Consider the following 23,134-nt stretch of genomic DNA (forward strand, 5'->3'; position numbering starts at 1 on the left):
CGAGCGGGTGTAGCTCAGTTGGTTAGAGCGCCGGCCTGTCACGCCGGAGGTCGCGGGTTCGAGCCCCGTCACTCGCGCCATTGCAGCGGTTTTCGAGAACCGCCGATGGCTGATCCGCCGCTTGCGAAACTCCCCCTGGAACACCGCGATATCGACCCACAGGCACTCGCCTGCACGCCGCATTGCGCCTCTTCGATACGCTCCCGAAACTTTTTTCCGAAAATTGCGAGATCGGCCGATTCTGGCTTTGACAGGTCCTGATCGCTCGCCTAGAGCCCGCCTCCTCGCAAGCGAGCGGGTGTAGCTCAGTTGGTTAGAGCGCCGGCCTGTCACGCCGGAGGTCGCGGGTTCGAGCCCCGTCACTCGCGCCATTGCAGCGGTCATGAACCGCCGATGGCAGGATCCGCCGCTTGCGAACACTCCCACATCGACGACTTGCCTGACGCCACTGACAGCGACTGTCAGAGCCTCACGATCGTACCCCGGCGAAGGCCGGGGCCCAGTTGGGGGACGGGTGGATAGGGCAGCGCGCGATCTCAGAAGACATCGCAACTGGACCCCGGCCTCCGCCGGGATACGCGGCTTGCAATCAGCCCTTGCTCAGCGCCGCCAGCGCCCCGTCTCCATCCACCGCAGCGCCGGCTTCAGCGGCGCGATCCACGCCACCCCGGCCACGCCATAGACCAGCAGCTGCACCAGCGCGGGCAGGGCGCCGATCCACGGCGACAGGCTCGCCACCGCCACTAGCCAGAACAGGATGAACGCCAGGATGCCGAGCATCCCCACGGGTTTGCGCCAGGTCGGTTGCATCAAGGTTGCTCCGGCAGGTGCAGCGCCTGCTCTGTCAGAATGGCGTGCAGCGGCACGTCCCAGGGATCGGCGGGAAGCTCGGGCACCTGCTGCACAGACCAGGCGAGCCCCAGCCGCCAGGCGCCCCCATGCTGCGCGAACGCGCGGTCGTAGAAGCCGGCGCCCTGGCCCAGTCGGTTGAGCGTCGCATCGAACCCCACCAGCGGCGCCAGGATCACGTCCGGCACCACCACGGGCGCGCTGCGCGACGGCTGGCGCAGCCCCATCGGCCCCGCCTCGATCGCGGTGTCCGTGTCCCAGCGCAGGAACTCCATCGGCGTCGCGCGGTCCGCCACCCAGGCGAGCGCCAGCACGCAGCCAGCCTCCCGCGCGGCATCGACCAGCGGCGCAGGGTCCGCCTCGCTTCCGACCGGCAGGTAGCTGGCCACCACCACGCCCGGCGCCAGTCGCGCGCGCAGCACGTCGGGCACGGGCAGCCGGGGCCGATGCTCGGCGAAGAACCCGTCGCGGGCGGCGCGCAGCTGGGCGCGCAGGGCCTTTTTGTCGAGCGTCATCGGGGAAAGCGGGTGGCGGGACCGCCGTGGCCGTTGGCCGGGATATCCTCTGACGCCCAGTACGTCAGGTGGGGACCATGTACGTCAGACCAGGATCTGCGCAGGGACAGCCCCCATGGATGATGAATAGCCTCAGGGATAATGAAGGCTCGTACCGGGCAGTGCCCGCCGAGGACCAACTTAGGCGACGTGGCCGTGATCCTCAAGGGCTGCCGCGACGGCTTCCAGCCGTTCGGCGATTTCGTCGAGCAGGTCCTGCGGCAGCTCCGGCTCTTGTGCCGCCGGTTCGGGCGCGGCGTCCGGGGGCGGGGCGGCAGGCGTCCGGTCGCGCTCGTCCAGCTCGTCCGCCAGCATCAGCGCGATCAGCAGCAGCGTCCGCTCCGCCGAGGTCCCGGCGGAGGCGCGCATCGCTGCCGGGGCATGCCGCTGCAGCCGCTCGACCAGTGCCAGCAAGTGCGGCTCCTCGCCGTCGCGGCAGGCGACGCTGTGGGAGCGATTCGCGATGGTGAAGCTGACCTGTGCCATCAGTCGTCGCCCTGGCCTGCGATCACCTGGTCCAGCGCGGTGATCGCCTCCGCCATGCTGGCCCGCAGCGCCGCGTGCCGCTGCTCGAGCGATTCGGCCGCGGCCGCGCGCGCGCGTGCCGCCGCCTCGATCCGCCGAAGCGCGGCGTCAATGCGGGCAAGGCCTGGGTTCGCGTGGGGCTGGTCCATGGTCCCCGGATAGGAGGGGTGACCGGCCGCGGCAAGCACGGCTCGCCGGTTGACGAAGGCGGGTCGCCGCCCCAAAGGCGGGCATACGCGGTCAAGGGGGACCGCGCCGTCACAAGGATGACTCATGGCCGCCTCGGATACCCTGCTCGCCAACGCGATTCGTGCGCTTGCGATGGATGCGGTGGAGGCCGCCAATTCCGGGCACCCCGGCATGCCGATGGGCATGGCGGACGTGGCGACCGTGCTGTGGACGCGCTACCTCAAATTCGATGCCGCCGACCCCAAGTGGCCAGACCGCGACCGCTTCGTGCTGTCGGCCGGCCATGGCTCGATGCTGATCTACGCGCTGCTGCACCTGACCGGCCATGCGCGCCCGACCATCGACGACATCAAGAACTTCCGCCAGCTGCACAGCCCGTGCGCCGGTCACCCCGAGAATTTCGAGCTGCCGGGCATCGAGACCACCACCGGTCCCCTCGGCCAGGGCCTGGCGACCGCGGTCGGCCTCGCGCTCGCCGAACGCCACCTCAACGCGACCTTCGGCGATGATCTGGTCGATCACCGCACCTGGGTGATCGCCGGTGACGGCTGCCTGATGGAGGGCATCAACCACGAGGCGATCGGCCTTGCCGGCCATCTCGGCCTGGGCCGCATGATCGTGCTGTGGGACGACAATCGCATCACCATCGACGGCGCGGTCGAGCTGTCGTCGAGCGAGGATGTCGCCGCGCGCTATGTCGCCACCGGCTGGCACACCGTCGCCTGCGACGGCCACGACCCCGCCGACATCTGCCGCGCCATCGATGAAGCCATTGCCGATCCGCGTCCGTCGCTGATCGCCTGCCGCACCATCATCGGCAAGGGCGCGCCCGGCAAGGAAGGCACCAGCGCCGTCCATGGCGCAGCGCTCGGCCCGGATATCGTCGCCAAGACCCGCCTCGCCATGGGCTGGGAGCCCGAGGCCTTCGAGGTGCCGGAGGAAATCACCGAGACCTGGGCCGCCGCCGGCGTCCGCAGCCGCGACGTGCGCCTCGCCTGGGAAGCGCGCTGCGATGCCCACGCGCAGGGCGCGACCTTCCGCCGCCGCATGTCGGGCGAGCTGACCGAGGGCTTCACGCTAAAGCCGTATCTCGACGGCCTGCTCGCCAACCCGCAGAAGCTCGCGACCCGCAAGGCGTCGGAACTGGTGCTCGGCACCATCACCGAGCAGCTGCCGGAAACCGTCGGCGGGTCGGCCGATCTCACCGGCTCGAACAACACCAAGACCAAGGCGCTGCAGCCGCTCAACCGCAACGACTATGCCGGTCGCTATGTCTACTACGGCATCCGCGAGTTCGGCATGGCCGCGGCGATGAACGGCCTGGCGCTGCACGGCGGCATCATCCCGTTCGGCGGCACCTTCCTGGTGTTCGCGGACTATGCCCGTCCGGCGATCCGCCTCTCGGCGCTCCAGAACGCGCGCGTCATCTATGTGATGACGCACGACTCCATCGGCCTCGGCGAGGACGGCCCGACCCACCAGCCGATCGAGCACCTCAACAGCCTGCGCCTGATCCCCAACCTCGACGTCTATCGCCCGTGCGACACGATCGAGACGGCCGAGTGCTGGGAATTGTCGCTCCAGGACGCGACCGGCCCGTCGCTGCTCGCACTGTCCCGCCAGAACCTGCCGCAGCTGCGCACCGACGCCTCGGAGAACCTGTGTGCCAAGGGTGCCTACCGCCTGGTCGCGGCCGAGGCGCCGCGCCGCGTGGTGCTCGTCGCCACCGGCTCCGAGGTCGAACTCGCGGTTTCTGCCCGCGCGCAGCTTGAAGCGCAGGGTATCGGTGCCGATGTGGTGTCCATGCCCTGCTGGTCGCGCTTCGATGCACAGCCTGCCGACTATCGTCGCGATGTGCTACCGGCGGACGCGCTGATCGTCTCGATCGAGGCGGGCACCACCATGGGCTGGGAACGCTACACGGGCCTCGACGGCCTGCGCTTCGGCATCGACCGGTTCGGCGCCTCCGGCCCGGCGCCCAAGCTCTACGAATATTTCGGACTGACCGCGGACGCGATCGCCACCAAGGTTGCGGCCGCGCTCGAGAATTGAGGCTCGCGGTAACGCGGGCATGGACCATCCAAGTGAAAGGATCGGCAACATGACGAAGGTAGCGATCAACGGGTTCGGGCGCATCGGCCGCCTGGTGGCGCGGGCCATTCTGGAGCGCCCGGACTGCGGCCTCGAACTGGTCACCATCAACGATCTGTCAGACGCCAAGTCCAACGCCTGGCTCTTCAGCCGCGACAGCATCCACGGCCGCTATCCCGGTGAAGTCTCGGCCGACGGCAACGATCTGGTCATCGACGGCAAGCGCATCAAGGTGACGGCAGAGCGCGACCCTGCAAACCTGCCGCACGGCGAAAACGGCGTCGAACTGGTGCTGGAGTGCACCGGCTTCTTCACCGATCGCGACAGCGCCCAGAAGCACATCGACGCCGGCGCCAAGAAGGTGCTGATCTCGGCTCCTGGCAAGAACGTCGACCTGACCGTCGTCTATGGCGTGAACCACGACAAGCTGGAGGCCGGGCACACGATCGTCTCCAACGCATCGTGCACCACCAACTGCCTGGCACCGGTCGCCAAGGTGCTGAACGACTCGATCGGCATCGAGCGTGGCCTGATGACCACGATCCACGCCTACACCAACGACCAGAAGATCCTGGATCAGATCCACAAGGACCTGCGCCGCGCGCGCGCGGCCGCCATGTCGATCATCCCGACCACCACGGGCGCTGCCCGCGCGGTGGGTGAGGTGCTTCCGGAGCTCAAGGGCAAGCTCGACGGTTCGTCGGTGCGCGTGCCGGTGCCGGACGGCAGCCTGGTCGACCTGACCTTCACGCCGAAGCGCGACACGACCAAGGAAGAGGTCAACGCCATCCTGAAGGCGGCGTCGGAAGAGGGCCCGCTCAAGGGCATCCTGGTCTATTCGGACGAGCCGCTCGTCTCGATCGACATCGTCCACACGCCGGCGTCCTCTACCGTCGACAGCCTGGAGACGGCGGTGATCGACGGCAAGCTGGTGCGCGTCGTCAGCTGGTACGACAACGAGTGGGGCTTCTCCAACCGCATGGTCGACACCGCCTGCGCGATGGCCAAGTTCGGCTGATGTCGATGCCCGTCGCGCTGGCAGACGCCGGAGAGGACGGGCAAGCGGGCGCGCGGGTCGGCACGATCGCCGGCATCGCGCGCCACGCCTTTGTACGGGCACCCATGGAGGTGCTCGACCGCGCCGAGGTCAGCGTGGACGCCGGCATCGCCGGCGACCACCGCGGCCGGCGCAAACCCGGCGGCACCGGCAAGCGCCAGGTGACGCTGATGGAGCGCGGCGACTGGGAAACGGCCACTGCCGCGGTCGGCCAGGCCCTTCCGTGGCAGGAACGCCGCGCCAACCTGCTGGTCGACGGGTTCGACGTGCCGCAGGTGCCCGGCACGCGGCTGCGGATCGGCGCCGACGTGGTGCTGGAAATCACCTGTGAATGCGACCCGTGCCAGCGCATGGACGCGCTGGTGCCGGGGCTTTTCGAGGCGCTGTTGCCGGACTGGCGCGGCGGGGCCTGCACGCGCGTGCTGGCGGGCGGAACGATCGCCGTGGGCGACACAATCAGGATCGAGACATGACACGCAATTTCAAGACCCTGGACGACATGGGTGAGATCTCGGGCAAGCGCGTGCTGGTCCGCGAGGATCTGAACGTGCCGATGGCCGACGGTCACGTCACCGACGCGACCCGCCTGCGCGCGGCGATCTCCACCGTCACCGAACTCGCCGATCGCGGCGCGATCGTGCTGGTGCTCGCCCACTTCGGCCGTCCCAAGGGCGTGCCGAGCCCGGAATTCTCCACCGCCCAGCTGGCGATCCCGTTCGGCCAGGTGCTCGGCCGCCCGGTCCGCTACATCGACTGGGAAGGGGCAGCCGACGCGGTCGCCACGCTCCAGCCGGGCGACATCGCGCTGCTGGAAAACACCCGCTTCTTCGGCGGTGAGGAAAAGAACGATCCCGCCGTGGTCGATCGCTTCGCGGCGCTTGGCGACCTCTACGTCAACGATGCCTTCTCCGCCGCGCACCGCGCCCACGCCTCGACGGCAGGGCTCGCCCACAAGCTTCCGGCGTTCGCCGGCCGCCAGATGGAGGCCGAGCTCGACGCGCTCGACAGGGCGCTCGGCAACCCCGAGCATCCGGTCGCGGCGGTCGTGGGCGGCGCCAAGGTCTCGACCAAGCTCGACGTGCTCAAGCATCTGGTCGGGCAGGTCGACCACCTCATCATCGGCGGCGGCATGGCCAACACCTTCCTCGCCGCGCGCGGCGTGAACGTCGGCAAGAGCCTGTGCGAGCACGACCTCACCGGCACCGCCGAGGAGATCTTCGACGCCGCCGACAAGGCCGGCTGCACCATCCACCTGCCGTACGACGTGGTGGTCGCGACCGAATTCCGTCCGAACCCGCCGACGCGCACCGTCAACGTGCACGAGGTCGCCGCCGACGAGATGATCCTCGACGTCGGTCCCGCCGCGGTGGAGGCGCTTGGCGACGTGCTCAAGAACTGCCGGACTCTGGTGTGGAACGGCCCGCTCGGCGCGTTCGAGACGCCGCCGTTCGACGCCGCCACGGTGTCGCTCGCCAAGACCGCAGCCGCGCTCACCAGCGACGGCTCGCTCGTGTCGGTCGCAGGCGGCGGCGACACGGTCGCAGCCCTCAACCAGGCCGGCGCGGCCGGCGCCTTCACCTTCGTCTCCACCGCAGGCGGCGCCTTCCTGGAGTGGATGGAAGGCCGCGAGCTCCCCGGCGTCGCCGCCCTGGCGCGCTAAAGTCACCTCGTACCCCGGCGAACGCCGGGGCCCAGGGCCCCGAACGCCACGTCCCGCAGCTCACATTCCGTATCCCCGCGCAGGCGGGGATCCAGGGCCAAGCAGACCAACGGCGCGTAGCCCTGGATCCCCTGGGCTCCCGCCTCCGCGGGAGCACGGCTCGCCCGGCTTCTACCGCCCGCCAGCCCGCATGGCGATACACGCCGCCGCCCGCAGCTCCCGGTCCTCCACCGACCGCCAGCATCGCGCCAGCTCGGGCCGCGGCGGCATCGCCTGATACACGCCGCTGCCGACCCCGCGTTCGAACCAGAGCCGCAGATGTTGTGGCGCGATATCCGCCGCTTCGCCGCGACCGCTTGCAGCCCGTTCGAGCAGCGCCAGCCCCTGGTCCAGTGTCGCTGCCGGCCGCCGTTCCGGCTGCACCTCGCGATGCCCGGCGACGATCAGGTCGCCGGCTTCCAGTGCCACCGTGGCACTCGGCCGCCCGGACCGCTCGATCGCGGTGATCGCCCGCGCATAGTCCGGCGGCTCGGCCGCCAGGGCTTCCTCCACGACCAGGTCGGTCGCGCGCTTGCTCGAATGCCAGTCCGGATCGTCGGCGCTCTGGCTCGAACAGCCCGCGAGCACGACCGCCAGCGCCAGCAGCGGCCGCCTCATGCCAGCGGCAGCAGCGGCGCATAGTCCGCCAGCGTATAGGGCAGGGGGATGCGGCCGCCGTTCGCCAGCGTGAAATAATGCTGGGCGATCATGCCCATCTGCTCCAGCCCATAGGTGGTGAAGGGTTTCCCCGGCTCCAGCCGATAGTCGTAGTTGCGCTGGAACGGTCCGCGCACCCACACCCACTGCTTCAGCCCATACCATTGGTAGAGGTGGGTCCCCTCGTGCACGAAGCTCGCCTTGCGCCACAGCGGCACGCCCGGCGCGGCGAAATCGGGGACATGGGTGTCGCCCGGGAAATAGGCGTGGCCGTTGGGTGCCATCGGCCGGTTGCCCGGAAACACGAACCACCAATTTCGCGGGTGGATGCGCACGCGGGCATAGTCGATACCCTCGCCGAACACGCCGCGCAGCATGGCCGTCTCGCCGGGGCTCAACGGGCGGTGGCGCGGGGTCGCAGGGGGCCGTTCAGGCATCCGGGACATACGCGTCGAGCCCGAGTTTGTTGCACCGCGACGAAGTGAGCGCTCCCATGGTTGGGCTGCCCTTGTGGGGCCGGCGGTGCCCGCCTAACGAAGTCCGGCAAGCGGTAACAGCCGCAGCGAACCAGCAGCATGGGAGACCTCCAGAATGACGCCGATCGTCAGAGAAATTCTCGCGAACTACGAGTCCGACAATCCCGGCGTGAAGGCGAACCTCGCCCGCATCCTGATGCAGGGTCGGCTGGGCGGCACCGGCAAGCTGGTCATCCTGCCGGTCGACCAGGGGTTCGAGCATGGCCCGGCCCGCAGCTTCGCGGTCAATGAGCCGGCCTATGACCCCCACTATCATTTCCAGCTCGCGATCGACGCCGGCCTCTCCGCCTATGCAGCCCCGCTCGGGATGCTGGAGGCGGGTGCGGGCACCTTCGCCGGCCAGATCCCGACCATCCTGAAGGTCAATTCGTCCAACAGCTGGGCGACCGGCATCAACCAGGCGGTGACCGGCGGCGTCGACGATGCGCTCCGCCTCGGCTGCTCGGCGATCGGCTTCACCATTTACCCGGGCGCCGACGACGTGTTCGACATGATGGAGGAGATCCGCGAGCTTTCGGCCCAGGCCAAGTCGGTCGGCATTGCCACCGTGATCTGGTCCTATCCGCGCGGCGGCACGCTTTCGAAGGAAGGTGAACTGGCGCTCGACGTCGGCGCCTATGCCGCCCACATGGCGGCGCTGCTCGGCGCGCACATCATCAAGGTGAAGCTGCCGACCGATCACATCGAGCAGAAGGAAGCCAAGAAGGTCTATGAGGGCTTCGACGCTTCCACCCAGGCCAAGCGCGTTGCCCATGTCGTGAAGAGCTGCTTCAACGGCCGCCGTATCGTCGTCTTCTCGGGCGGCGCCGCCAAGGGTGCCGACGCGGTCTACCAGGACGCACGCGACATCCGCGACGGCGGCGGCAATGGCTCGATCATCGGTCGCAACACCTTCCAGCGTCCGCGCGACGAGGCGCTGGCGATGCTCGACAAGATCGTCGGCATCTATCAGGGTCAGGACTGATGGAGCGGCGCCCGCTTCTGGCCGGGCTCGCGCTCGCGCTGGTCGGCGGGCGCCTTCTCAAGGGAGAGATGGCGATGGCAGGCACGACCGCAGGTTTCGGGATGATCGGCAAGATCAAGGCAAAGCCCGGCACCCGCGCCGAGCTCGTCGCCATCCTCGCCAGCGGCACCGGCGCGATGCCGGGCTGCCTCGCCTATCTGATCGCCGAGGACGCGGCGGACCCGGACGCGATCTGGATCACCGAACTCTGGGATGCCAAGGAAAGCCACGCCGCCTCGCTGAAGCTCCCCGCCGTCCAGGACGCGATCGCCAAGGGCCGCCCCCTGATCGCCGGCTTCGACCTCAGCGCCGAGACCCGCCCGGTCCCCGGCAGCTTCCTCGCCGGCGCCTGACGGAACCCGCACCCGCACCGGTACTCCGGCGAAGGCCGGGGCCCAGTCGGGAAACCCCTCCGCATCTCGCGAGCCGCCCCCAACTGGGCCCCGGCCTCCGCCGGGGTACGGCCATGTGGATTACGATCGCAGTGCTCCCGCGAAGGCGGGAGCCCAGGGTTCCGAGCACTACCAATGTTGCTCTACCACACCCTGGATCCCCGCCTGCGCGGGGATACGGCACCTTAGCGCCCGGCCTGCCGCAGCATCGCCTTCAGCGTCAGTGCGTCCTCGATTGCATGCGCCTCGGCATCATTGTTGAAATACCCCCACACTTCGCGCCCGGCGCGCACCTGCGCCATCATCCAGTCCGTCCAGCGCAGCAGACGCTCCTCGGAATAGCGCCCCCAGTATTTCCCCTCGCCGCCATGGAAGCGGACATAGGCGACCGGCCCCACCGCCAGGTCCGGGCTGTCGGACCCGGGCATGTCGTGCGCACAGAAACTCGCGCCATATCGCTCCAGCAGCGCGAACACCCGGTCGTCGTACCAGCTCTTTTCCCGGAATTCGAAGACGTTGACCACGTCCTTTGGCACGAGTTCTAGGAATGCCTCCAGGCGCTCCAGGTTGATCTTGAACCGCGGCGGCAGCTGGTACAGCACCGGCCCCAGTGTCTCGCCCAGGTGCCGGAAGGCCGGCATCATCCGCGCCATCGGCTCCTCGCAATCCTTCAGCTTTTTGGCCTGGGTCAGGAAGCGATTGGCCTTCACCGCATAGCGAAAGCCCTGCGGTGCCTGCGCCGCCCAGCCGTCGAACGTCTCGGGTTTGGGTAGCCGATAGAAGCTGTTGTTGATCTCCACCGTGTCGAAATGCTCGGCGTAGAAGGCGAACCAGCGCTTGACCGCCAGCTTCTCGGGGTAGAAGCGGCCACGCCAATGCGGGTAGATCCAACCCGAACACCCCACCCGAACTGCCGCGAACCCGGAGCTTTCCATGCACGATCCCGAAGATGACCTCGAAGCCGACAACGCGCTGGAGGGCTTCGCGGACCAATTCGAGAGCCACAACCGCCGGCCGGCTGCGCAGCTCTACCTGGTCTCCCCGCTCGACGTGTCCGGCACCTTCCCGGACCGGCTCGCCCGCGCGCTCGACGCCGGCCCCGTCGCGGCCTTCCAGTTCCGCGTGAAGGACATGGACCAGCACGCCGCCGCGCGTCTCGCCGAGCCGCTCCAGCGCCTCTGCGCCGATCGCGAGGTCGCGTTCATCGTCAACGACAGCGTCAGCCTCGCCAAGCGGCTGGGCGCGGACGGTGTCCACCTCGGCCAGGAAGACGGCGACCCGCGGGAGGCCCGCGCGGCGCTCGGGCCCTCGGTGCAGATCGGCGTGACCTGCCACGACAGCCGCCACCTGGCGATGGGGGCGGGGGAGGCGGGAGCCGACTATGTCGCCTTCGGCAGCTTCTATCCCACCACCACCAAGGAAGTCCGCCACCGCGCGGAGCCGGCGATCCTGTCCTGGTGGACCACGCTGTTCGAGCTGCCCTGCGTCGCCATCGGCGGCATCACGCCGGACAATGCGCAGCCGCTGATCGATGCCGGCGCCGATTTCCTGGCGGTGAGCGGCTCGGTCTGGAACGGCGACGAAGCCGCCGCCGTCCGCGCCTTCACCGAGCTGCTCGCAAAGGGCAAGACGCGCTAAGCGGCCCTCCCTGTGCTCCCGCGAAGGCGCGAGCCCAGGGTTCCGAACGCCACGTGTCTTGGTCGACCCTTGCTCCCCATCTGGGGAAGACCTTTCCCCAACCCCCGACAGTGCTCCTGCGCAGGCAGGAGCCCAGGGTTCCAAGCACCGCAAGTCGTTGGTCTGCTTGGCCCTGGATTCCTGCCTACGCAGGAATACGGGTTTGGCCAAAGAACGGCGGCAGCCCTGTTCCACAGGAGTCACGCTCGCGGGGACGCCGGAGATGGGGCGGGCCGGGATACCACCGCCCCCTCGAACGTTCTCCACCCGAAACATCTTGGGAGCGGATGATGGGTCGAGCAGCAATCGACGGCACCCCCGGACGGCTGGAGCATCAGCCATGAACCGCCTCGGCTGGTCGATCCTGCTCCTGCTGGTGCTCGCCGGCGGCGCATTCGCCCTGATGCTGTCGCCGGGCACCGCGCCCCCGCCGCCGGGCGCCGCATCCGCGCCCGCCGTCGCCCCAGCCCCGGCGCGGCTGCGCGCCAACGCGGCCGGCCTCATCGTCCCCGTCGCCGGCATCGCGCCCGACCAACTCGTCGACACCTGGCACCAGAGCCGCGAAGGCGGCGCGCGCGAGCACCAGGCGATCGACATCATGGCGCCGCGCGGCACGCCCGTGCTCGCCGCGCGCGGCGGACGCGTCGAGAAGCTGTTCGACAGCGCCGCGGGTGGCCACACCATCTACATCCGCACCGCCGATGGCGCGCACGTCGACTATTACGCGCACCTCGACGCCTATGCCCCCGGCCTGCAGGAGGGGCAGCTGGTGCGCCAGGGGCAGGGGATCGGCACCGTCGGCTCCACCGGCAATGCCAGCCCGGATGGACCTCACCTCCATTTCGCGGTGAAGCACATGGCCGCGGGCGAACGCTGGCACCAGGGCACGCCGCTCAACCCCTATCCGCTGCTTGCCGGAACCGGTGGCGGCGGCTAAAGCCGCGCGCATCGTGGCCCGGGCGACTTGCGTCGCCGGCCCTTGGCTCTTTCCACCACAGGTTCCAGCATGAAGATCAGCGGCGTCGACATCCGTCCCGGCAACATCATCGAATATGAAGGCGGCATCTGGCGTGCGGTGAAGATCCAGCACACCCAGCCCGGCAAGGGCGGCGCCTACATGCAGGTGGAACTCAAGAACCTGCGCGACGGCCGCAAGAACAACGTCCGCTTCCGCTCGGCAGAGACGGTGGAGCGCGTGCGCCTCGACACCAAGGACTTCCAGTTCCTCTATCCGGAAGGCGACATGCTCGTCTTCATGGACAAGGAAACCTATGATCAGGTTTCGCTCCCGCGCGACCTGCTGGGCGACGCAGCCGCCTTCCTTCAGGATGGCATGGACGTCGTGATGGAACTCTATGACGAGGAAGCGATCAGCGTCCAGCTGCCCGACACGATCGAAGCCACGATCGTCGAGGCGGACGCGGTGGTGAAGGGGCAGACCGCCTCTTCCTCCTACAAGCCGGCCGTGCTGGACAATGGCGTGCGCGTCATGGTGCCGCCGCACATCGCCAGCGGAACCCGCATCGTGGTTGACGTGTACGAGCAGACCTACGTCCGCCGCGCGGACTGAGCAACGAGAGTAACGCGTATGAAGCTTCTCCTCCCCCTCGCGGCCGCGGCCGCCCTGGTCCTGAGCCCCGGCGCCTCGGCGCAAAAGGCGAAGAGCGGTGCCAAGCCTGCGGCTGCCAAGCCTGCCGCCGGCCAGCCCTCCCGCGAGGAGGTGGAGAATGCTTCCAAGACGCTTGCTGCGATGATCGGCGGGCTCCAGTCGGAAAAGGTGCCCGAACAGGTGAAGAGCGCGCTGTTCGCCTGCATCTATCGCGCGCCGCTGGCCGAAATCAGCCTGCGCACGACCGAGATGCTCAACAAGAACAAGGACAAGCTGAACGCGTCCAACACGACCGATCGCCTCTCGGCGGTCGCGGCCGTGTGCGGCGTGCGCGAAGCGCCTCCGGGCGCCGCGCCGGCTGCCAAGAAGCCCCAGGGACGCTAATATCATGGTTGCACATTCCGGCCTCTTCACGGTCATGGAGCGCGCCGCGCGCAAGGCGGGTCCCCGCCTGCGCCGCGACTTCGGGGAGGTCCAGAACCTCCAGGTCAGCCGCAAGGGCCCAGCCGATTTCGTCTCGGTCGCCGACAAGCGCGCCGAACAGACGCTGGTCGAGGAACTGCGCAAGGCGCGTCCCGACTGGGGCTTCCTGCTGGAAGAAGGCGGCAAGATCGAAGGCGATCCCACCAAGCCGCGCTGGATCATCGATCCGCTCGACGGCACCAGCAACTTCCTCCACGGCATCCCGCACTTCGCAATCTCGATCGCGGTCGAGGAGCCGAACGGCGCCGGCGGCCAGCCGGAAATCACCACCGCGCTCGTCTATCAGCCGATTACGGACGAAAGCTTCTGGGCCGAAAAGGGCCGGGGCGCCTGGCACCAGGACCAGCGGCTGCGCGTGTCCGCCCGCCGCGACCTGACCGAGTCGCTGATCGCGACCGGCATTCCGTTCATGGGCCACGGCAATTTCGCCGAGTGGAGCCGCATCTTCGGTGCGGTCGCGCCCGAGGTCGCCGGCATCCGCCGCTTCGGCTCCGCCGCACTCGACCTGGCCTGGGTCGCGGCAGGCCGCTTCGACGGCTACTGGGAATCGGGTCTTCAGCCCTGGGACATCGCCGCCGGCATCCTGCTGGTGCGCGAAGCCGGCGGCTTCGTGACTGACTTCAAGGGCGCCGACCGCGCCTTCATCAAGCGCGAAGTGCTGGCTGCCAATGACGCGCTTCACTCGCGCCTTCACAAGCTGGTCGCAGGCGCGCTGCGCTGACCGGACCGCGGCGGAACCTCGTGCGTTCCGCCGCCTTTTCGCGGCCCCTGTGCGATTCGTCCCGCCGCCCGGTCCCAGGGCAGGCTGACGCCGCGTTTCGTTACAAATCTTGTCCCGCTCCGCACCGTCCGCGCCACTTGGCCGCGGGCGGCGCCGCGCGTGGCTGCGGCAAGCCGGTTCCAGCGCATATCAGAGCCTAATTGCGAGCGATTCTCAAGGGGTTTGCGCCTTGATGCCTCCGGGTCATGCGCCTAGAAGCCCCTCAGCATTCCGCAACCGCGAGATGACCTTGGTCGACCTATCGCAATATCTGCCGATCCTGATTTTCCTTGGGATCGCGCTTCTTCTGTCCGGTGCCTTCGTGGCGCTGCCGATCCTGGTGTCGCGCCTCACCGGCGCGGACAAGCCCAATGCCGAGAAGCTCTCGGAATATGAATGCGGCTTCCCCGCGTTCGAGGACTCGCGCAGCCAGTACGACGTCCGCTTCTATCTGGTGGCGATCCTCTTCATCGTCTTCGATCTGGAGGCGGCGTTCCTATATCCCTGGGCAGTGTCGGTGTTCGACCTCGGTTGGACGGCATGGATCTCCATGATGATCTTCATCGGCGAACTGGCGCTGGGCCTCGTGTACGCGTGGAAGATGGGAGCGTTGGATTGGGAGTAGAACTGAACCCGTCGCCTGCCGCTTTCGGTGAGCAGAACGCTTTGGCCCCCGGCGCGCACGTCGCGCCGGACCAGCGCTTCTTCGACGACCTGAACGGTGAGCTGACCGACAAGGGTTTCCTTGTCACCTCGACCGAAGACCTGTTCCATTGGGCACGCACCGGCAGTCTGTGGTGGATGACCTTTGGCCTCGCATGCTGCGCGGTCGAAATGATCCACGTCAACATGCCGCGCTATGACATGGAGCGCTTCGGCGCGGCCCCGCGCGCGTCTCCGCGCCAGTCGGACGTGATGATCGTCGCGGGCACCTTGTGCAACAAGATGGCCCCGGCTCTCCGTCGCGTGTACGACCAGATGTCGGAGCCGAAGTACGTGATCTCGATGGGATCCTGCGCCAACGGCGGCGGCTATTACCACTATAGCTACAGCGTCGTGCGCGGCTGCGATCGCGTGGTGCCCGTGGACATCTACGTCCCCGGCTGCCCGCCGACCGCAGAGGCGCTGCTCTATGGCGTCATGCAGCTGCAGCGGAAGATCCGCCGTTCGGGGAGCATCGAACGGTGAGGGCGCCCGCACCTGCCTATGCCGCCAACGACGGCGTCATCGACACGGCGACCGCGGCCCTCGGCGCGGCGCTGCTCGAGGCCCAGGATCTCGTCGGCGAAGTGACGCTGCTGGTCGAGCGCGACCAGCTCGTGCCGGCGATGATCGCGCTGCGCGACACGCCGGGCCTCGAGTATCAGCAGCTGATGGAAATCGCCGGCGTCGACTATCCGTCGCGCGTCGAGCGCTTTGACGTCTGCTACCACCTGCTCTCGGTCACCCGGAACCACCGCATCCGCGTGCGCGTGCGTACCGACGAGGTGCAGCCGGTGCCGTCGGTGACGGGCATCTGGCCCGTCGCGGGCTGGCTCGAGCGCGAAGTGTTCGACATGTACGGCGTGATCTTCGAGGGCAACCTCGACCTGCGCCGCATCCTGACGGACTATGGCTTCCGCGGCCACCCGCAGCGCAAGGACTTCCCGCTCTCCGGCTTCGCCGAGGTGCGCTACTCCGAATCCGCCAAGCGCGTGGTCTATGAGCCGGTGCAGCTGGCGCAGGATTTCCGCAGCTTCGACTTCATGAGCCCGTGGGAAGGTGCGGAATACGTCCTCCCGGGTGACGAGAAGGCCGCACCTGCGGGCGAGCACAAGGCGGCGCTGCCGCAGGCCAAGGGTGCGCCCTCGCCGGTGACGGCCGAGCAGGTGCGCCGCGCCGACGACGACAAGAAGGATTCGCCGCCGAACGCGCCGGAGGCGAAGGTCACCGACTCTCCCGCGCAGACCGGCGTCGGCAAGTCCGATCCGGGCAACAAGCCGGAGGAAAAGCCCAAGGATCCGGATGTGATTCCGTCCAAGGGCGAAGGGCAGAACCAGTAATGGCTGAGTATCTCGACCAGCTCGACCATCGCGCCGACGATCATACGTCGACCGGCGATGTCGAGATCCAGAACTACACGATCAACTTCGGGCCCCAGCACCCGGCCGCGCACGGCGTGCTGCGTCTGGTGATGGAGCTCGACGGCGAGATCGTCGAGCGGGTCGACCCGCATGTCGGCCTGCTGCATCGCGGGACTGAGAAGTTCATCGAGCACAAGACCTACCTGCAGTCGATCCCGTACTTCGACCGGCTCGATTACTGCTCGCCGATGTGCATGGAGCACAGCTATGTGCTCGCCATCGAGAAGCTGCTCGACCTCGAAGTGCCGCTGCGTGCGCAGTACCTCCGCGTGTTCTTCGCGGAGCTGACCCGCATCAAGAACCACATGCTGAACCTCGGTTCGCACATCATGGACGTGGGCGCGATGACGCCCAACCTGTGGCTGTTCGAGCTGCGCGAAGACTGCATGAACTTCTATGAGCGTGCCTCGGGCGCGCGCATGCATGCGAACTATTTCCGCCCGGGCGGCGTCCGCCAGGACGTGCCGCTGAAGCTCCTGACCGACATCGCCGAGTGGCTCGACACCCGCCTGCCGCGCCTGTTCGAGGATGCGATCAGTCTTGTGGCCGAAAACCGCATCTTCAAGCAGCGCAACGTCGACATCGCGATCGTCAGCCGCGAAGACGCCCTCAAGTGGGGCTTTTCGGGTCCGATGATCCGCGCCGCGGGCCTCCCGTGGGATCTGCGCAAGTCGCAGCCCTATGACGTCTACGCTCGCATGAACTTCGACGTGCCGGTCGGCACGCGGGGCGACTGCTACGACCGGTTCATGGTCCGCGTGGAAGAGGTGCGCCAGTCGGCGCGCATCATGAAGCAGTGCCTGGCCGAAATGCCGGAAGGTCCCACGCTCAGCCTCGACCGCAAGGTCGCGCCGCCCAAGCGTGGCGAGATGAAGCGCTCGATGGAAGCGCTCATCCACCACTTCAAATATTTCACCGAGGGCTTCCACGTGCCCGCCGGCGAAGTCTATGTCGCGACCGAGAGCCCCAAGGGCGAGTTCGGCGTGTATCTGGTCTCCGACGGCACCAACAAGCCGTACCGGTGCAAGATCCGCCCGACCGCGTTCAGCCACCTCCAGGCGATGGACTTCATGTCGAAGGGGCACATGCTCGCCGACACGACCGCCATCCTGGGCGCGATGGACATTGTTTTTGGTGAATGTGACCGCTGATGGCTGACGCACCCCATATCCCGGACGAGGCAGAGACCCGCGCACGCTGGGGCAACTTCGCTTGGAACGAGAAGAACGCCGAAAAGGCGCGCGAGATCCTGTCGCGCTATCCGGCAGGCCGCGAGCAGTCGGCCTCGATCCCGTTCCTCGACCTGGCGCAGCGCCAGGTCGGCGAGGAGACGAACACCCAGGGCTGGCTGCCGGTCCCGGTGATCGAGTTCGTCGCCCGCGAGATCGGCGTCGCCTATATCCGCGTGTTCGAGGTCGCGACCTTCTACACGATGTTCAACCTGGCGCCGGTTGGCCGCTACCATGTGCAGGTCTGCGGCACGACGCCGTGCATGTTGCGCGGGTCGGACGACGTGCTTGCGGCCTGCAAGAACCGCGGCCTCGCCAAGGGCAAGACCACGCCGGACGGCCTGTTCACGCTGACCGAGGTCGAGTGCCTGGGTACCTGCGCCAACGCGCCGATGGTCCAGATCAACGACGATAATTTCGAAGATCTCGACTACGACAAGACCGTCGCGATCCTGGACGCGCTGGCCCGGGGCGAGACTCCGAAGCCCGGTCCGCAGATCGAGCGTCAGGCGAGCGCGCCGGAAGGCGGCCCGACGTCGCTCCAGGCGATGGTGACCGAGAACCACGACTATCGCGGCGAATGGGGCTCGGCGGCGTGAAGGCGCTGGGATCCCTGGTCCTGGCGATCCTCGTCGGGTTCGTGGCGCTCTGGGTGCTGCTGCAGCTGTTCGTGGGGGCGCTGAAGCTGATCGGCGTCCTGATCGCGATCGGCGTGGCGGTTGTGGCCTATTTGCTGGCCGAAAAGCTTATCGGGAAGGGGCGCTGACCGTGCTCGCGGACAAGGACCGTATCTTCACCAACGTCTACGGCTTCCAGCCGTGGAACCTGGACGCCGCCATCAAGCGCGGCGACTGGGACAATACCAAGGCGCTGCTCCAGCTCGGCCCGGATGTGATCATCGATCGCATCAAGGCCTCGGGCCTGCGCGGCCGCGGGGGCGCAGGCTTCCCCACCGGCATGAAGTGGAGCTTCATGCCCAAGAACCCGACGCCGGAACGGCCGAGCTTCCTGGTCATCAACGCCGACGAGTCCGAGCCGGGCTCGTGCAAGGACCGCGAGATCATCCGTCACGATCCGCACAAGCTGATCGAGGGCGCGCTGGTCGCGGGCTTCGCGATGCGCGCGCGGGCGGCCTACATCTACATCCGCGGCGAATATATCCGTGAGGCAGAGACGCTGTTCGCAGCCGTGGCCGAGGCCTACGCGCGCGGCCTGGTCGGCAAGAACGCCTGCGGCTCGGGCTATGACTTCGACGTCTTCGTGCACCGCGGTGCCGGCGCCTACATCTGCGGCGAAGAGACCGCGATGCTGGAGAGCCTGGAAGGCAAGAAGGGCCAGCCGCGCCTGAAGCCGCCGTTCCCGGCCGGTGCGGGCCTCTATGGCTGCCCGACGACGGTCAACAACGTCGAGTCGATCGCGGTCGCGCCGACGATCCTGCGGCGCGGTCCCGAGTGGTTCTCCAGCTTCGGCAACGAGAACAACAAGGGCACCAAGCTCTTCCAGATCAGCGGCCATGTGAACCGTCCGTGCGTGGTGGAGGAGGCGATGTCGATCTCCTTCCGCGAACTGATCGAGACGCATTGCGGCGGCATTCGCGGCGGGTGGGACAATCTGCTCGCGGTGATCCCGGGCGGCTCGTCCGTGCCGCTGGTGCCGGCGGCGCAGATCATGGACGCGCCGATGGACTTCGATGGCCTGAAGGCGCTGGGCTCGGGCCTGGGCACCGCGGCGATCATCGTCATGGACAAGTCCACCGACATCGTCCGCGCGATCAGCCGCCTGTCGTACTTCTACAAGCACGAGAGCTGCGGCCAGTGCACGCCCTGCCGCGAAGGCACGGGCTGGATGTGGCGCGTGATGGAGCGGCTGCGCACCGGCGACGCCGACATTTCCGAGATCGACACGCTGCAACAGGTCACCAAGCAGGTCGAAGGCCATACCATCTGCGCGCTCGGCGACGCGGCGGCATGGCCGATCCAGGGCTTGATCCGACACTTCCGCCCCGAAATCGAACGCCGCATCCTCGAGAAGCGCGGTGGCGGGCTGGAACCGATGATGGAAGCTGCCGAGTAATGCCGAAGCTCAAAGTAGACGGGATCGAAGTAGAGGTCCCCCAGGGCGCCACGGTGCTCCAGGCGTGCGAGATCGCGGGCAAGGAAATTCCCCGCTTCTGCTACCACGAACGCCTGTCGATCGCCGGCAACTGCCGCATGTGCCTGGTCGAGGTGAAGCCCGGGCCGCCCAAGCCGCAGGCGTCGTGCGCGTTGCCGGCCGCCGATGGCCAGGAAGTCCGCACCGACAGCGCGATGGTCAAGGCCGCGCGCGAAGGCGTGATGGAGTTCCTGCTCATCAACCATCCGCTCGACTGCCCGATCTGCGATCAGGGCGGCGAGTGCGACCTGCAGGACCAGTCGGTCGCCTATGGCCGCGGCATCTCTCGCTATGACGAGAACAAGCGCGCCGTGACCGAGAAGTACATGGGCCCCATCGTCAAGACGGTGATGACCCGCTGCATCCAGTGCACGCGCTGCGTCCGCTTTGCGGAGGAAGTCGCGGGCGTGGAGGAAATCGGCGCGATCTATCGCGGCGAGGACATGCAGATCACTTCCTACCTCGAACGCGCGGTGTCGAGCGAGCTCTCGGGCAACGTCGTCGACCTCTGCCCGGTCGGCGCGCTGACCTCGAAGCCCTATGCGTTCGAAGCGCGTCCGTGGGAGCTCAAGAAGACGCTCGCCATCGACGTGATGGACGCGGTCGGCACCAACATCCGGCTCGACAGCCGCGGTCGCCAGGTGCTGCGCGCGCTGCCGCGCATCAACGAGGACGTCAACGAGGAGTGGGCGCACGACAAGACCCGCCACGCGGTGGACGGTCTGGTGCGCAAGCGGCTCGACCGTCCGTACGTGCGCCGCGACGGCAAGCTGGTCGCGGTCGAGTGGGACGAGGCGTTCGATGCGATCGCCGCCGTCAACGCCGGCTCCAGCGTCGCCGCGATCGCGGGTGATCTGCTCGATTGCGAGACCATGTTCGCCGCCAAGGCGCTGGTCCGCAACCTGGGCTCGTCGCTGATCGAGGGCCGCCAGACCGGCATGGCCTATGACGTCTCGAACCTCGGCGCCGTGGCGTTCAACACCACCATCGCCGGTGTCGAGCAGGCCGACGCCATCCTGCTGGTCGGCACCGACCTCCGCCATGAGGCACCGCTGGTGAACACCCGCGTGCGCAAGGCGATCAAGCGCGGCGCGCGCGTGTTCGCGATCGGGCCGGAGACGGACCTGACCTACAAGGTCGAGTGGCTGGGCGAGGACCTGTCGCTGCTGGGCGGTCTTCCCGACCGCGCCGCAGAGGCGCTGGACGCGGCCGAGCGGCCGATGGTCATCGTCGGCCCGGGCGCGCTCAAGAACGGTCATGCGGCCGCGCTCAAGCTTGCCACCGACGGCAATCTGGTTCGCGATGGCTGGAACGGCTTTAACGTCGTCCACACCGCGGCGGCACGCATGGGCGGGCTGATGCTCGGCTTCGCGCAAGCAGGCGGCATCGCCGATATCGTCGCCGCCAATCCGAAGCTCGTGTTCTTCCTGGGCGCCGACGAGGTGGACTTCTCGGCCTTTGCGGGCAGCTTCAAGGTCTACATCGGCCACCACGGCGACAAGGGCGCGCACCATGCGGACGTGATCCTGCCGGGTGCCAGCTACGCCGAAAAGGCGGGCACCTATGTGAACCTGGAAGGGCGCGTGCAGCGTGGCGACGCGGCGGTGTTCGCACCGGGCGACGCTCGCGAGGACTGGACGATCCTGCGCGCGCTGTCGGACCGGCTCGGCGCGACCCTGCCGTTCGACACGTTCCAGGCGCTGCGCGCGGCGATGTTCGCCGAGGTGCCCGCGCTCGCCACCGAGGGCCTGGTCCGCTACGACTGGAACCCGCCGGTGCTGGACGCGCGTGCCGAAGGCAGCGTCACCTATCCGATCGCCGACTTCTATCTCACCAACGCCATCTGCCGCGCGAGCCCCACGATGCAGCGCTGCTCGGCTGAACTGGTCCATGGCCAGGATTTCGCGGAGGCCGCGGAGTGACTTCGTTCTTTCAGAATACCGTAGGGCTTCCCTACGACTGGGCGTGGTTCGTCGGCACGGTCGTCTCGATCCTGCTGATCGCGCTGCCGCTGATGCTGGCCGTCGCCATGATCATCTACGCCGATCGCAAGATCTGGGCGGCGATGGCGCTGCGCCGCGGCCCTAACGTCGTCGGCCCGTTCGGCCTGCTGCAGAGCTTCGCCGACGGCCTGAAGGTGTTCCTTCAGGAAACCATCATCCCGACCAGCGCGAACAAGGGCCTGTTCCTGCTCGCGCCGATCATCACCTTCACGGTCGCGCTGATCGTGTGGGCGGTGGTGCCGTTCCAGGAGGGCGTGGTCCTCTCGAACATCAACGTCGGCCTGCTCTACGTGCTCGCGGCCTCGTCGCTCGGCGTCTATGGCATCATCATCGCGGGCTGGGCGTCCAACTCGAAATACCCCTTCTACTCGGCGCTTCGCGGCGCCGCGCAGATGGTGTCGTACGAGGTCGCGATCGGCTTCGTGCTGATCGCGGTGGTGCTCTGGGCCGGATCGTTCAACCTGTCGACGATCGTGACGGAGCAGAAGGGGCACATCTTCGGCTTCATCAACGGCTTCGGCTTCAATCCGCTGCTGTTCCCGATGGCCGTCGTGTTCCTGATCTCGTCCATGGCCGAGACCCAGCGCGCCCCGTTCGACTTGACCGAGGCGGAGTCCGAACTCGTCGCCGGCTACCAGACCGAATACAGCTCGATGGCGTTCGCGCTGTTCTGGCTGGGTGAGTACGCCAACGTCCTCCTGATGTGCGCGCTCAACGCGACGCTGTTCTGGGGTGGCTGGCTGCCGCCGGTCGACTGGGCGCCGCTCTACATGGTGCCGGGCATCATCTGGCTGTTCGCCAAGATCCTGTTCTTCTTCTTCGTGTTCAGCTGGGTTCGCGCGACGGTGCCGCGGTACCGTTACGACCAGCTGATGCGGCTTGGCTGGAAGATCTTCCTGCCGCTGTCGCTGTTGTTCGTGTTCATGGTGTCGGGGTATCTCATGCTCGACCGCGTTGGAGTGCCCGCATGAGCGTCGCACAGGTAATCCGATCGTTCACGCTGTGGGAGTTCATCAAGGCCCACGCGCTGACCTTGCGCTATTTCTTCAAGCCCAAGGCGACGATCAACTATCCGTACGAGAAGAACCCGCTGTCGCCCCGCTTCCGCGGTGAGCATGCGCTGCGTCGCTATCCCAATGGCGAAGAGCGCTGCATCGCGTGCAAGCTGTGCGAGGCGGTGTGCCCGGCGCTGGCGATCACGATCGAGGCCGAACCGCGCGAGGACGGCAGCCGCCGCACCACGCGCTACGACATCGACATGACCAAGTGCATCTACTGCGGTCTCTGCCAGGAGGCATGCCCGGTGGACGCCGTCGTCGAGGGGCCCAACTTCGAGTTCGCGACCGAGACGCGCGAGGAGCTGATCTACCACAAGGACAAGCTGCTCGCGAACGGGGACCGCTGGGAACGCGCCATCGCCGCGAACCTTGCGAGCGACGCGCCGTACCGGTAATGCGCGCGACTTCGAAATTCATGCCGTTCGGGCCGAGCCAGTCGAGGCCCTGCGCTGCTTCCTCAAGAAGTGAACCGGCCTCGCGCAGCGCGCG

At 67.7% G+C, this 23,134-nt stretch carries 28 protein-coding genes and 2 tRNA genes; 23 read left to right on the forward strand and 7 right to left on the reverse strand.

The features are described from left to right. The first annotated feature begins 3 nt into the window (after nucleotides 1–3). Nucleotides 4–80, forward strand: a tRNA-Asp gene (locus tag ABDZ92_RS15715). A gap of 214 nt (nucleotides 81–294) precedes the next feature. Next, nucleotides 295–371 (forward strand) — tRNA-Asp (locus tag ABDZ92_RS15720). A 229-nt stretch (nucleotides 372–600) separates the two neighbouring features. On the opposite strand, the gene ABDZ92_RS15725 is transcribed toward ABDZ92_RS15720, so the two are convergent. The 4 genes from ABDZ92_RS15725 to ABDZ92_RS15740 all read right to left on the reverse strand — a co-directional run bounded on the left by ABDZ92_RS15725 (nucleotide 601) and on the right by ABDZ92_RS15740 (nucleotide 2,077). Beyond that, nucleotides 601–810: a DUF2842 domain-containing protein gene (locus tag ABDZ92_RS15725; protein WP_125960064.1), complete on the reverse strand. Its 210-nt coding sequence runs from the start codon at nucleotides 808–810 to the stop codon at nucleotides 601–603. After that, nucleotides 810–1,364, reverse strand: a complete 555-nt coding sequence (locus tag ABDZ92_RS15730; RefSeq protein WP_125960063.1) for a 5-formyltetrahydrofolate cyclo-ligase — start codon at nucleotides 1,362–1,364, stop codon at nucleotides 810–812. Before ABDZ92_RS15730 ends, ABDZ92_RS15725 begins: the two co-directional genes overlap by 1 nt. Nucleotides 1,365–1,544: 180 nt before the next feature. After that, the gene (locus tag ABDZ92_RS15735; protein ID WP_125960062.1) at nucleotides 1,545–1,889 is read right to left on the reverse strand and encodes a cell division protein ZapA; all 345 of its coding nucleotides are present in this window, start codon (nucleotides 1,887–1,889) and stop codon (nucleotides 1,545–1,547) included. Then, complete coding sequence (locus tag ABDZ92_RS15740; protein ID WP_125960061.1) at nucleotides 1,889–2,077, reverse strand: hypothetical protein; 189 nt, start codon at nucleotides 2,075–2,077, stop codon at nucleotides 1,889–1,891. The genes ABDZ92_RS15735 and ABDZ92_RS15740 overlap by 1 nt, the downstream gene beginning before the upstream one ends. A 124-nt stretch (nucleotides 2,078–2,201) precedes the next feature. Here ABDZ92_RS15740 and tkt point away from each other — a divergent pair, with 124 nt between their 5' ends. The 4 genes from tkt to ABDZ92_RS15760 are packed head-to-tail and all read left to right on the forward strand — an operon-like array spanning nucleotide 2,202 to nucleotide 6,925. After that, on the forward strand, nucleotides 2,202–4,169 hold the full coding sequence (tkt, locus tag ABDZ92_RS15745) for a transketolase (protein WP_125960060.1): 1,968 nt from the start codon (nucleotides 2,202–2,204) through the stop codon (nucleotides 4,167–4,169). 49 nt (nucleotides 4,170–4,218) lie between these two features. Then, nucleotides 4,219–5,226 carry a type I glyceraldehyde-3-phosphate dehydrogenase gene (gene gap / locus ABDZ92_RS15750; protein WP_125960059.1) on the forward strand — a complete coding sequence of 336 codons (1,008 nt, stop codon included), beginning with the start codon at nucleotides 4,219–4,221 and terminating at the stop codon, nucleotides 5,224–5,226. 5 nt (nucleotides 5,227–5,231) lie between these two features. After that, nucleotides 5,232–5,738: an MOSC domain-containing protein gene (locus ABDZ92_RS15755; RefSeq protein ID WP_343763933.1), complete on the forward strand. Its 507-nt coding sequence runs from the start codon at nucleotides 5,232–5,234 to the stop codon at nucleotides 5,736–5,738. Further along, nucleotides 5,735–6,925 carry a phosphoglycerate kinase gene (locus tag ABDZ92_RS15760; RefSeq protein ID WP_125960058.1) on the forward strand — a complete coding sequence of 397 codons (1,191 nt, stop codon included), beginning with the start codon at nucleotides 5,735–5,737 and terminating at the stop codon, nucleotides 6,923–6,925. The genes ABDZ92_RS15755 and ABDZ92_RS15760 overlap by 4 nt, the downstream gene beginning before the upstream one ends. Nucleotides 6,926–7,096: 171 nt before the next feature. Here the strand turns inward: ABDZ92_RS15760 and ABDZ92_RS15765 are convergent, their stop codons facing one another. Then, nucleotides 7,097–7,582: a hypothetical protein gene (locus tag ABDZ92_RS15765; protein WP_125960057.1), complete on the reverse strand. Its 486-nt coding sequence runs from the start codon at nucleotides 7,580–7,582 to the stop codon at nucleotides 7,097–7,099. Further along, entirely contained in the window at nucleotides 7,579–8,058 is a 480-nt protein-coding gene (locus tag ABDZ92_RS15770) for a vgr related protein (protein WP_125960056.1), read from the reverse strand. The genes ABDZ92_RS15765 and ABDZ92_RS15770 overlap by 4 nt, the downstream gene beginning before the upstream one ends. A 154-nt stretch (nucleotides 8,059–8,212) precedes the next feature. On the opposite strand from ABDZ92_RS15770, the gene ABDZ92_RS15775 reads away from it, so the two are divergent. Both ABDZ92_RS15775 and ABDZ92_RS15780 read left to right on the forward strand, forming a co-directional pair. Further along, nucleotides 8,213–9,121: a class I fructose-bisphosphate aldolase gene (locus ABDZ92_RS15775; RefSeq protein ID WP_125960055.1), complete on the forward strand. Its 909-nt coding sequence runs from the start codon at nucleotides 8,213–8,215 to the stop codon at nucleotides 9,119–9,121. Further along, entirely contained in the window at nucleotides 9,121–9,513 is a 393-nt protein-coding gene (locus ABDZ92_RS15780) for a putative quinol monooxygenase (RefSeq protein WP_125960054.1), read from the forward strand. The genes ABDZ92_RS15775 and ABDZ92_RS15780 overlap by 1 nt, the downstream gene beginning before the upstream one ends. 224 nt (nucleotides 9,514–9,737) lie before the next feature. Here ABDZ92_RS15780 and ABDZ92_RS15785 read toward each other — a convergent pair whose 3' ends face one another. Continuing rightward, the gene (locus tag ABDZ92_RS15785; protein WP_125960053.1) at nucleotides 9,738–10,487 is read right to left on the reverse strand and encodes a DUF72 domain-containing protein; all 750 of its coding nucleotides are present in this window, start codon (nucleotides 10,485–10,487) and stop codon (nucleotides 9,738–9,740) included. On the opposite strand from ABDZ92_RS15785, the gene thiE reads away from it, so the two are divergent. From thiE to nuoI, 15 genes are all read left to right on the forward strand, one after another. Beyond that, nucleotides 10,486–11,190 (forward strand): thiamine phosphate synthase, encoded by a 705-nt coding sequence (thiE, locus tag ABDZ92_RS15790; RefSeq protein WP_125960052.1) that lies wholly within the window; start codon nucleotides 10,486–10,488, stop codon nucleotides 11,188–11,190. The two genes, ABDZ92_RS15785 and thiE, sit on opposite strands and share 2 nt — an antisense overlap. A gap of 379 nt (nucleotides 11,191–11,569) precedes the next feature. Then, entirely contained in the window at nucleotides 11,570–12,166 is a 597-nt protein-coding gene (locus ABDZ92_RS15795) for a M23 family metallopeptidase (protein WP_125960051.1), read from the forward strand. Between the two features lie 69 nt (nucleotides 12,167–12,235). Next, on the forward strand, nucleotides 12,236–12,799 hold the full coding sequence (gene efp / locus ABDZ92_RS15800; protein WP_125960050.1) for an elongation factor P: 564 nt from the start codon (nucleotides 12,236–12,238) through the stop codon (nucleotides 12,797–12,799). Nucleotides 12,800–12,817: 18 nt separating this feature from the next. Then, nucleotides 12,818–13,222 (forward strand): hypothetical protein, encoded by a 405-nt coding sequence (locus ABDZ92_RS15805; RefSeq protein ID WP_125960049.1) that lies wholly within the window; start codon nucleotides 12,818–12,820, stop codon nucleotides 13,220–13,222. Nucleotides 13,223–13,226: 4 nt separating this feature from the next. Continuing rightward, nucleotides 13,227–14,042 carry an inositol monophosphatase family protein gene (locus ABDZ92_RS15810; protein WP_125960048.1) on the forward strand — a complete coding sequence of 272 codons (816 nt, stop codon included), beginning with the start codon at nucleotides 13,227–13,229 and terminating at the stop codon, nucleotides 14,040–14,042. Between the two features lie 289 nt (nucleotides 14,043–14,331). Further along, nucleotides 14,332–14,706: an NADH-quinone oxidoreductase subunit A gene (ndhC, locus tag ABDZ92_RS15815; protein ID WP_125960149.1), complete on the forward strand. Its 375-nt coding sequence runs from the start codon at nucleotides 14,332–14,334 to the stop codon at nucleotides 14,704–14,706. A 2-nt stretch (nucleotides 14,707–14,708) separates the two neighbouring features. Next, nucleotides 14,709–15,269, forward strand: coding sequence for a NuoB/complex I 20 kDa subunit family protein (locus ABDZ92_RS15820; protein WP_317893264.1), 561 nt, complete (start codon nucleotides 14,709–14,711; stop codon nucleotides 15,267–15,269). Beyond that, nucleotides 15,266–16,123, forward strand: coding sequence for an NADH-quinone oxidoreductase subunit C (locus tag ABDZ92_RS15825; RefSeq protein WP_125960047.1), 858 nt, complete (start codon nucleotides 15,266–15,268; stop codon nucleotides 16,121–16,123). The genes ABDZ92_RS15820 and ABDZ92_RS15825 overlap by 4 nt, the downstream gene beginning before the upstream one ends. Next, nucleotides 16,123–17,355, forward strand: coding sequence for an NADH-quinone oxidoreductase subunit D (locus tag ABDZ92_RS15830; protein WP_125960046.1), 1,233 nt, complete (start codon nucleotides 16,123–16,125; stop codon nucleotides 17,353–17,355). Before ABDZ92_RS15825 ends, ABDZ92_RS15830 begins: the two co-directional genes overlap by 1 nt. Continuing rightward, the gene (locus tag ABDZ92_RS15835) at nucleotides 17,355–18,032 is read left to right on the forward strand and encodes a complex I 24 kDa subunit family protein (protein WP_125960045.1); all 678 of its coding nucleotides are present in this window, start codon (nucleotides 17,355–17,357) and stop codon (nucleotides 18,030–18,032) included. Before ABDZ92_RS15830 ends, ABDZ92_RS15835 begins: the two co-directional genes overlap by 1 nt. Then, nucleotides 18,029–18,199 (forward strand): hypothetical protein, encoded by a 171-nt coding sequence (locus ABDZ92_RS15840; protein ID WP_343763833.1) that lies wholly within the window; start codon nucleotides 18,029–18,031, stop codon nucleotides 18,197–18,199. Before ABDZ92_RS15835 ends, ABDZ92_RS15840 begins: the two co-directional genes overlap by 4 nt. A 2-nt stretch (nucleotides 18,200–18,201) precedes the next feature. Then, complete coding sequence (gene nuoF, locus ABDZ92_RS15845; RefSeq protein WP_125960043.1) at nucleotides 18,202–19,506, forward strand: NADH-quinone oxidoreductase subunit NuoF; 1,305 nt, start codon at nucleotides 18,202–18,204, stop codon at nucleotides 19,504–19,506. Continuing rightward, nucleotides 19,506–21,506 carry an NADH-quinone oxidoreductase subunit NuoG gene (nuoG, locus tag ABDZ92_RS15850; protein ID WP_125960042.1) on the forward strand — a complete coding sequence of 667 codons (2,001 nt, stop codon included), beginning with the start codon at nucleotides 19,506–19,508 and terminating at the stop codon, nucleotides 21,504–21,506. The genes nuoF and nuoG overlap by 1 nt, the downstream gene beginning before the upstream one ends. Next, nucleotides 21,503–22,558 (forward strand): NADH-quinone oxidoreductase subunit NuoH, encoded by a 1,056-nt coding sequence (gene nuoH, locus ABDZ92_RS15855; protein WP_125960041.1) that lies wholly within the window; start codon nucleotides 21,503–21,505, stop codon nucleotides 22,556–22,558. Before nuoG ends, nuoH begins: the two co-directional genes overlap by 4 nt. After that, the gene (gene nuoI / locus ABDZ92_RS15860; RefSeq protein ID WP_125960040.1) at nucleotides 22,555–23,040 is read left to right on the forward strand and encodes an NADH-quinone oxidoreductase subunit NuoI; all 486 of its coding nucleotides are present in this window, start codon (nucleotides 22,555–22,557) and stop codon (nucleotides 23,038–23,040) included. Before nuoH ends, nuoI begins: the two co-directional genes overlap by 4 nt. The last annotated feature ends 94 nt before the right edge of the window (nucleotides 23,041–23,134 follow it).

Origin of the sequence: Sphingomonas molluscorum (assembly GCF_039522995.1) — a bacterium.
GTDB classification, from domain to species: domain Bacteria; phylum Pseudomonadota; class Alphaproteobacteria; order Sphingomonadales; family Sphingomonadaceae; genus Sphingomonas; species Sphingomonas molluscorum.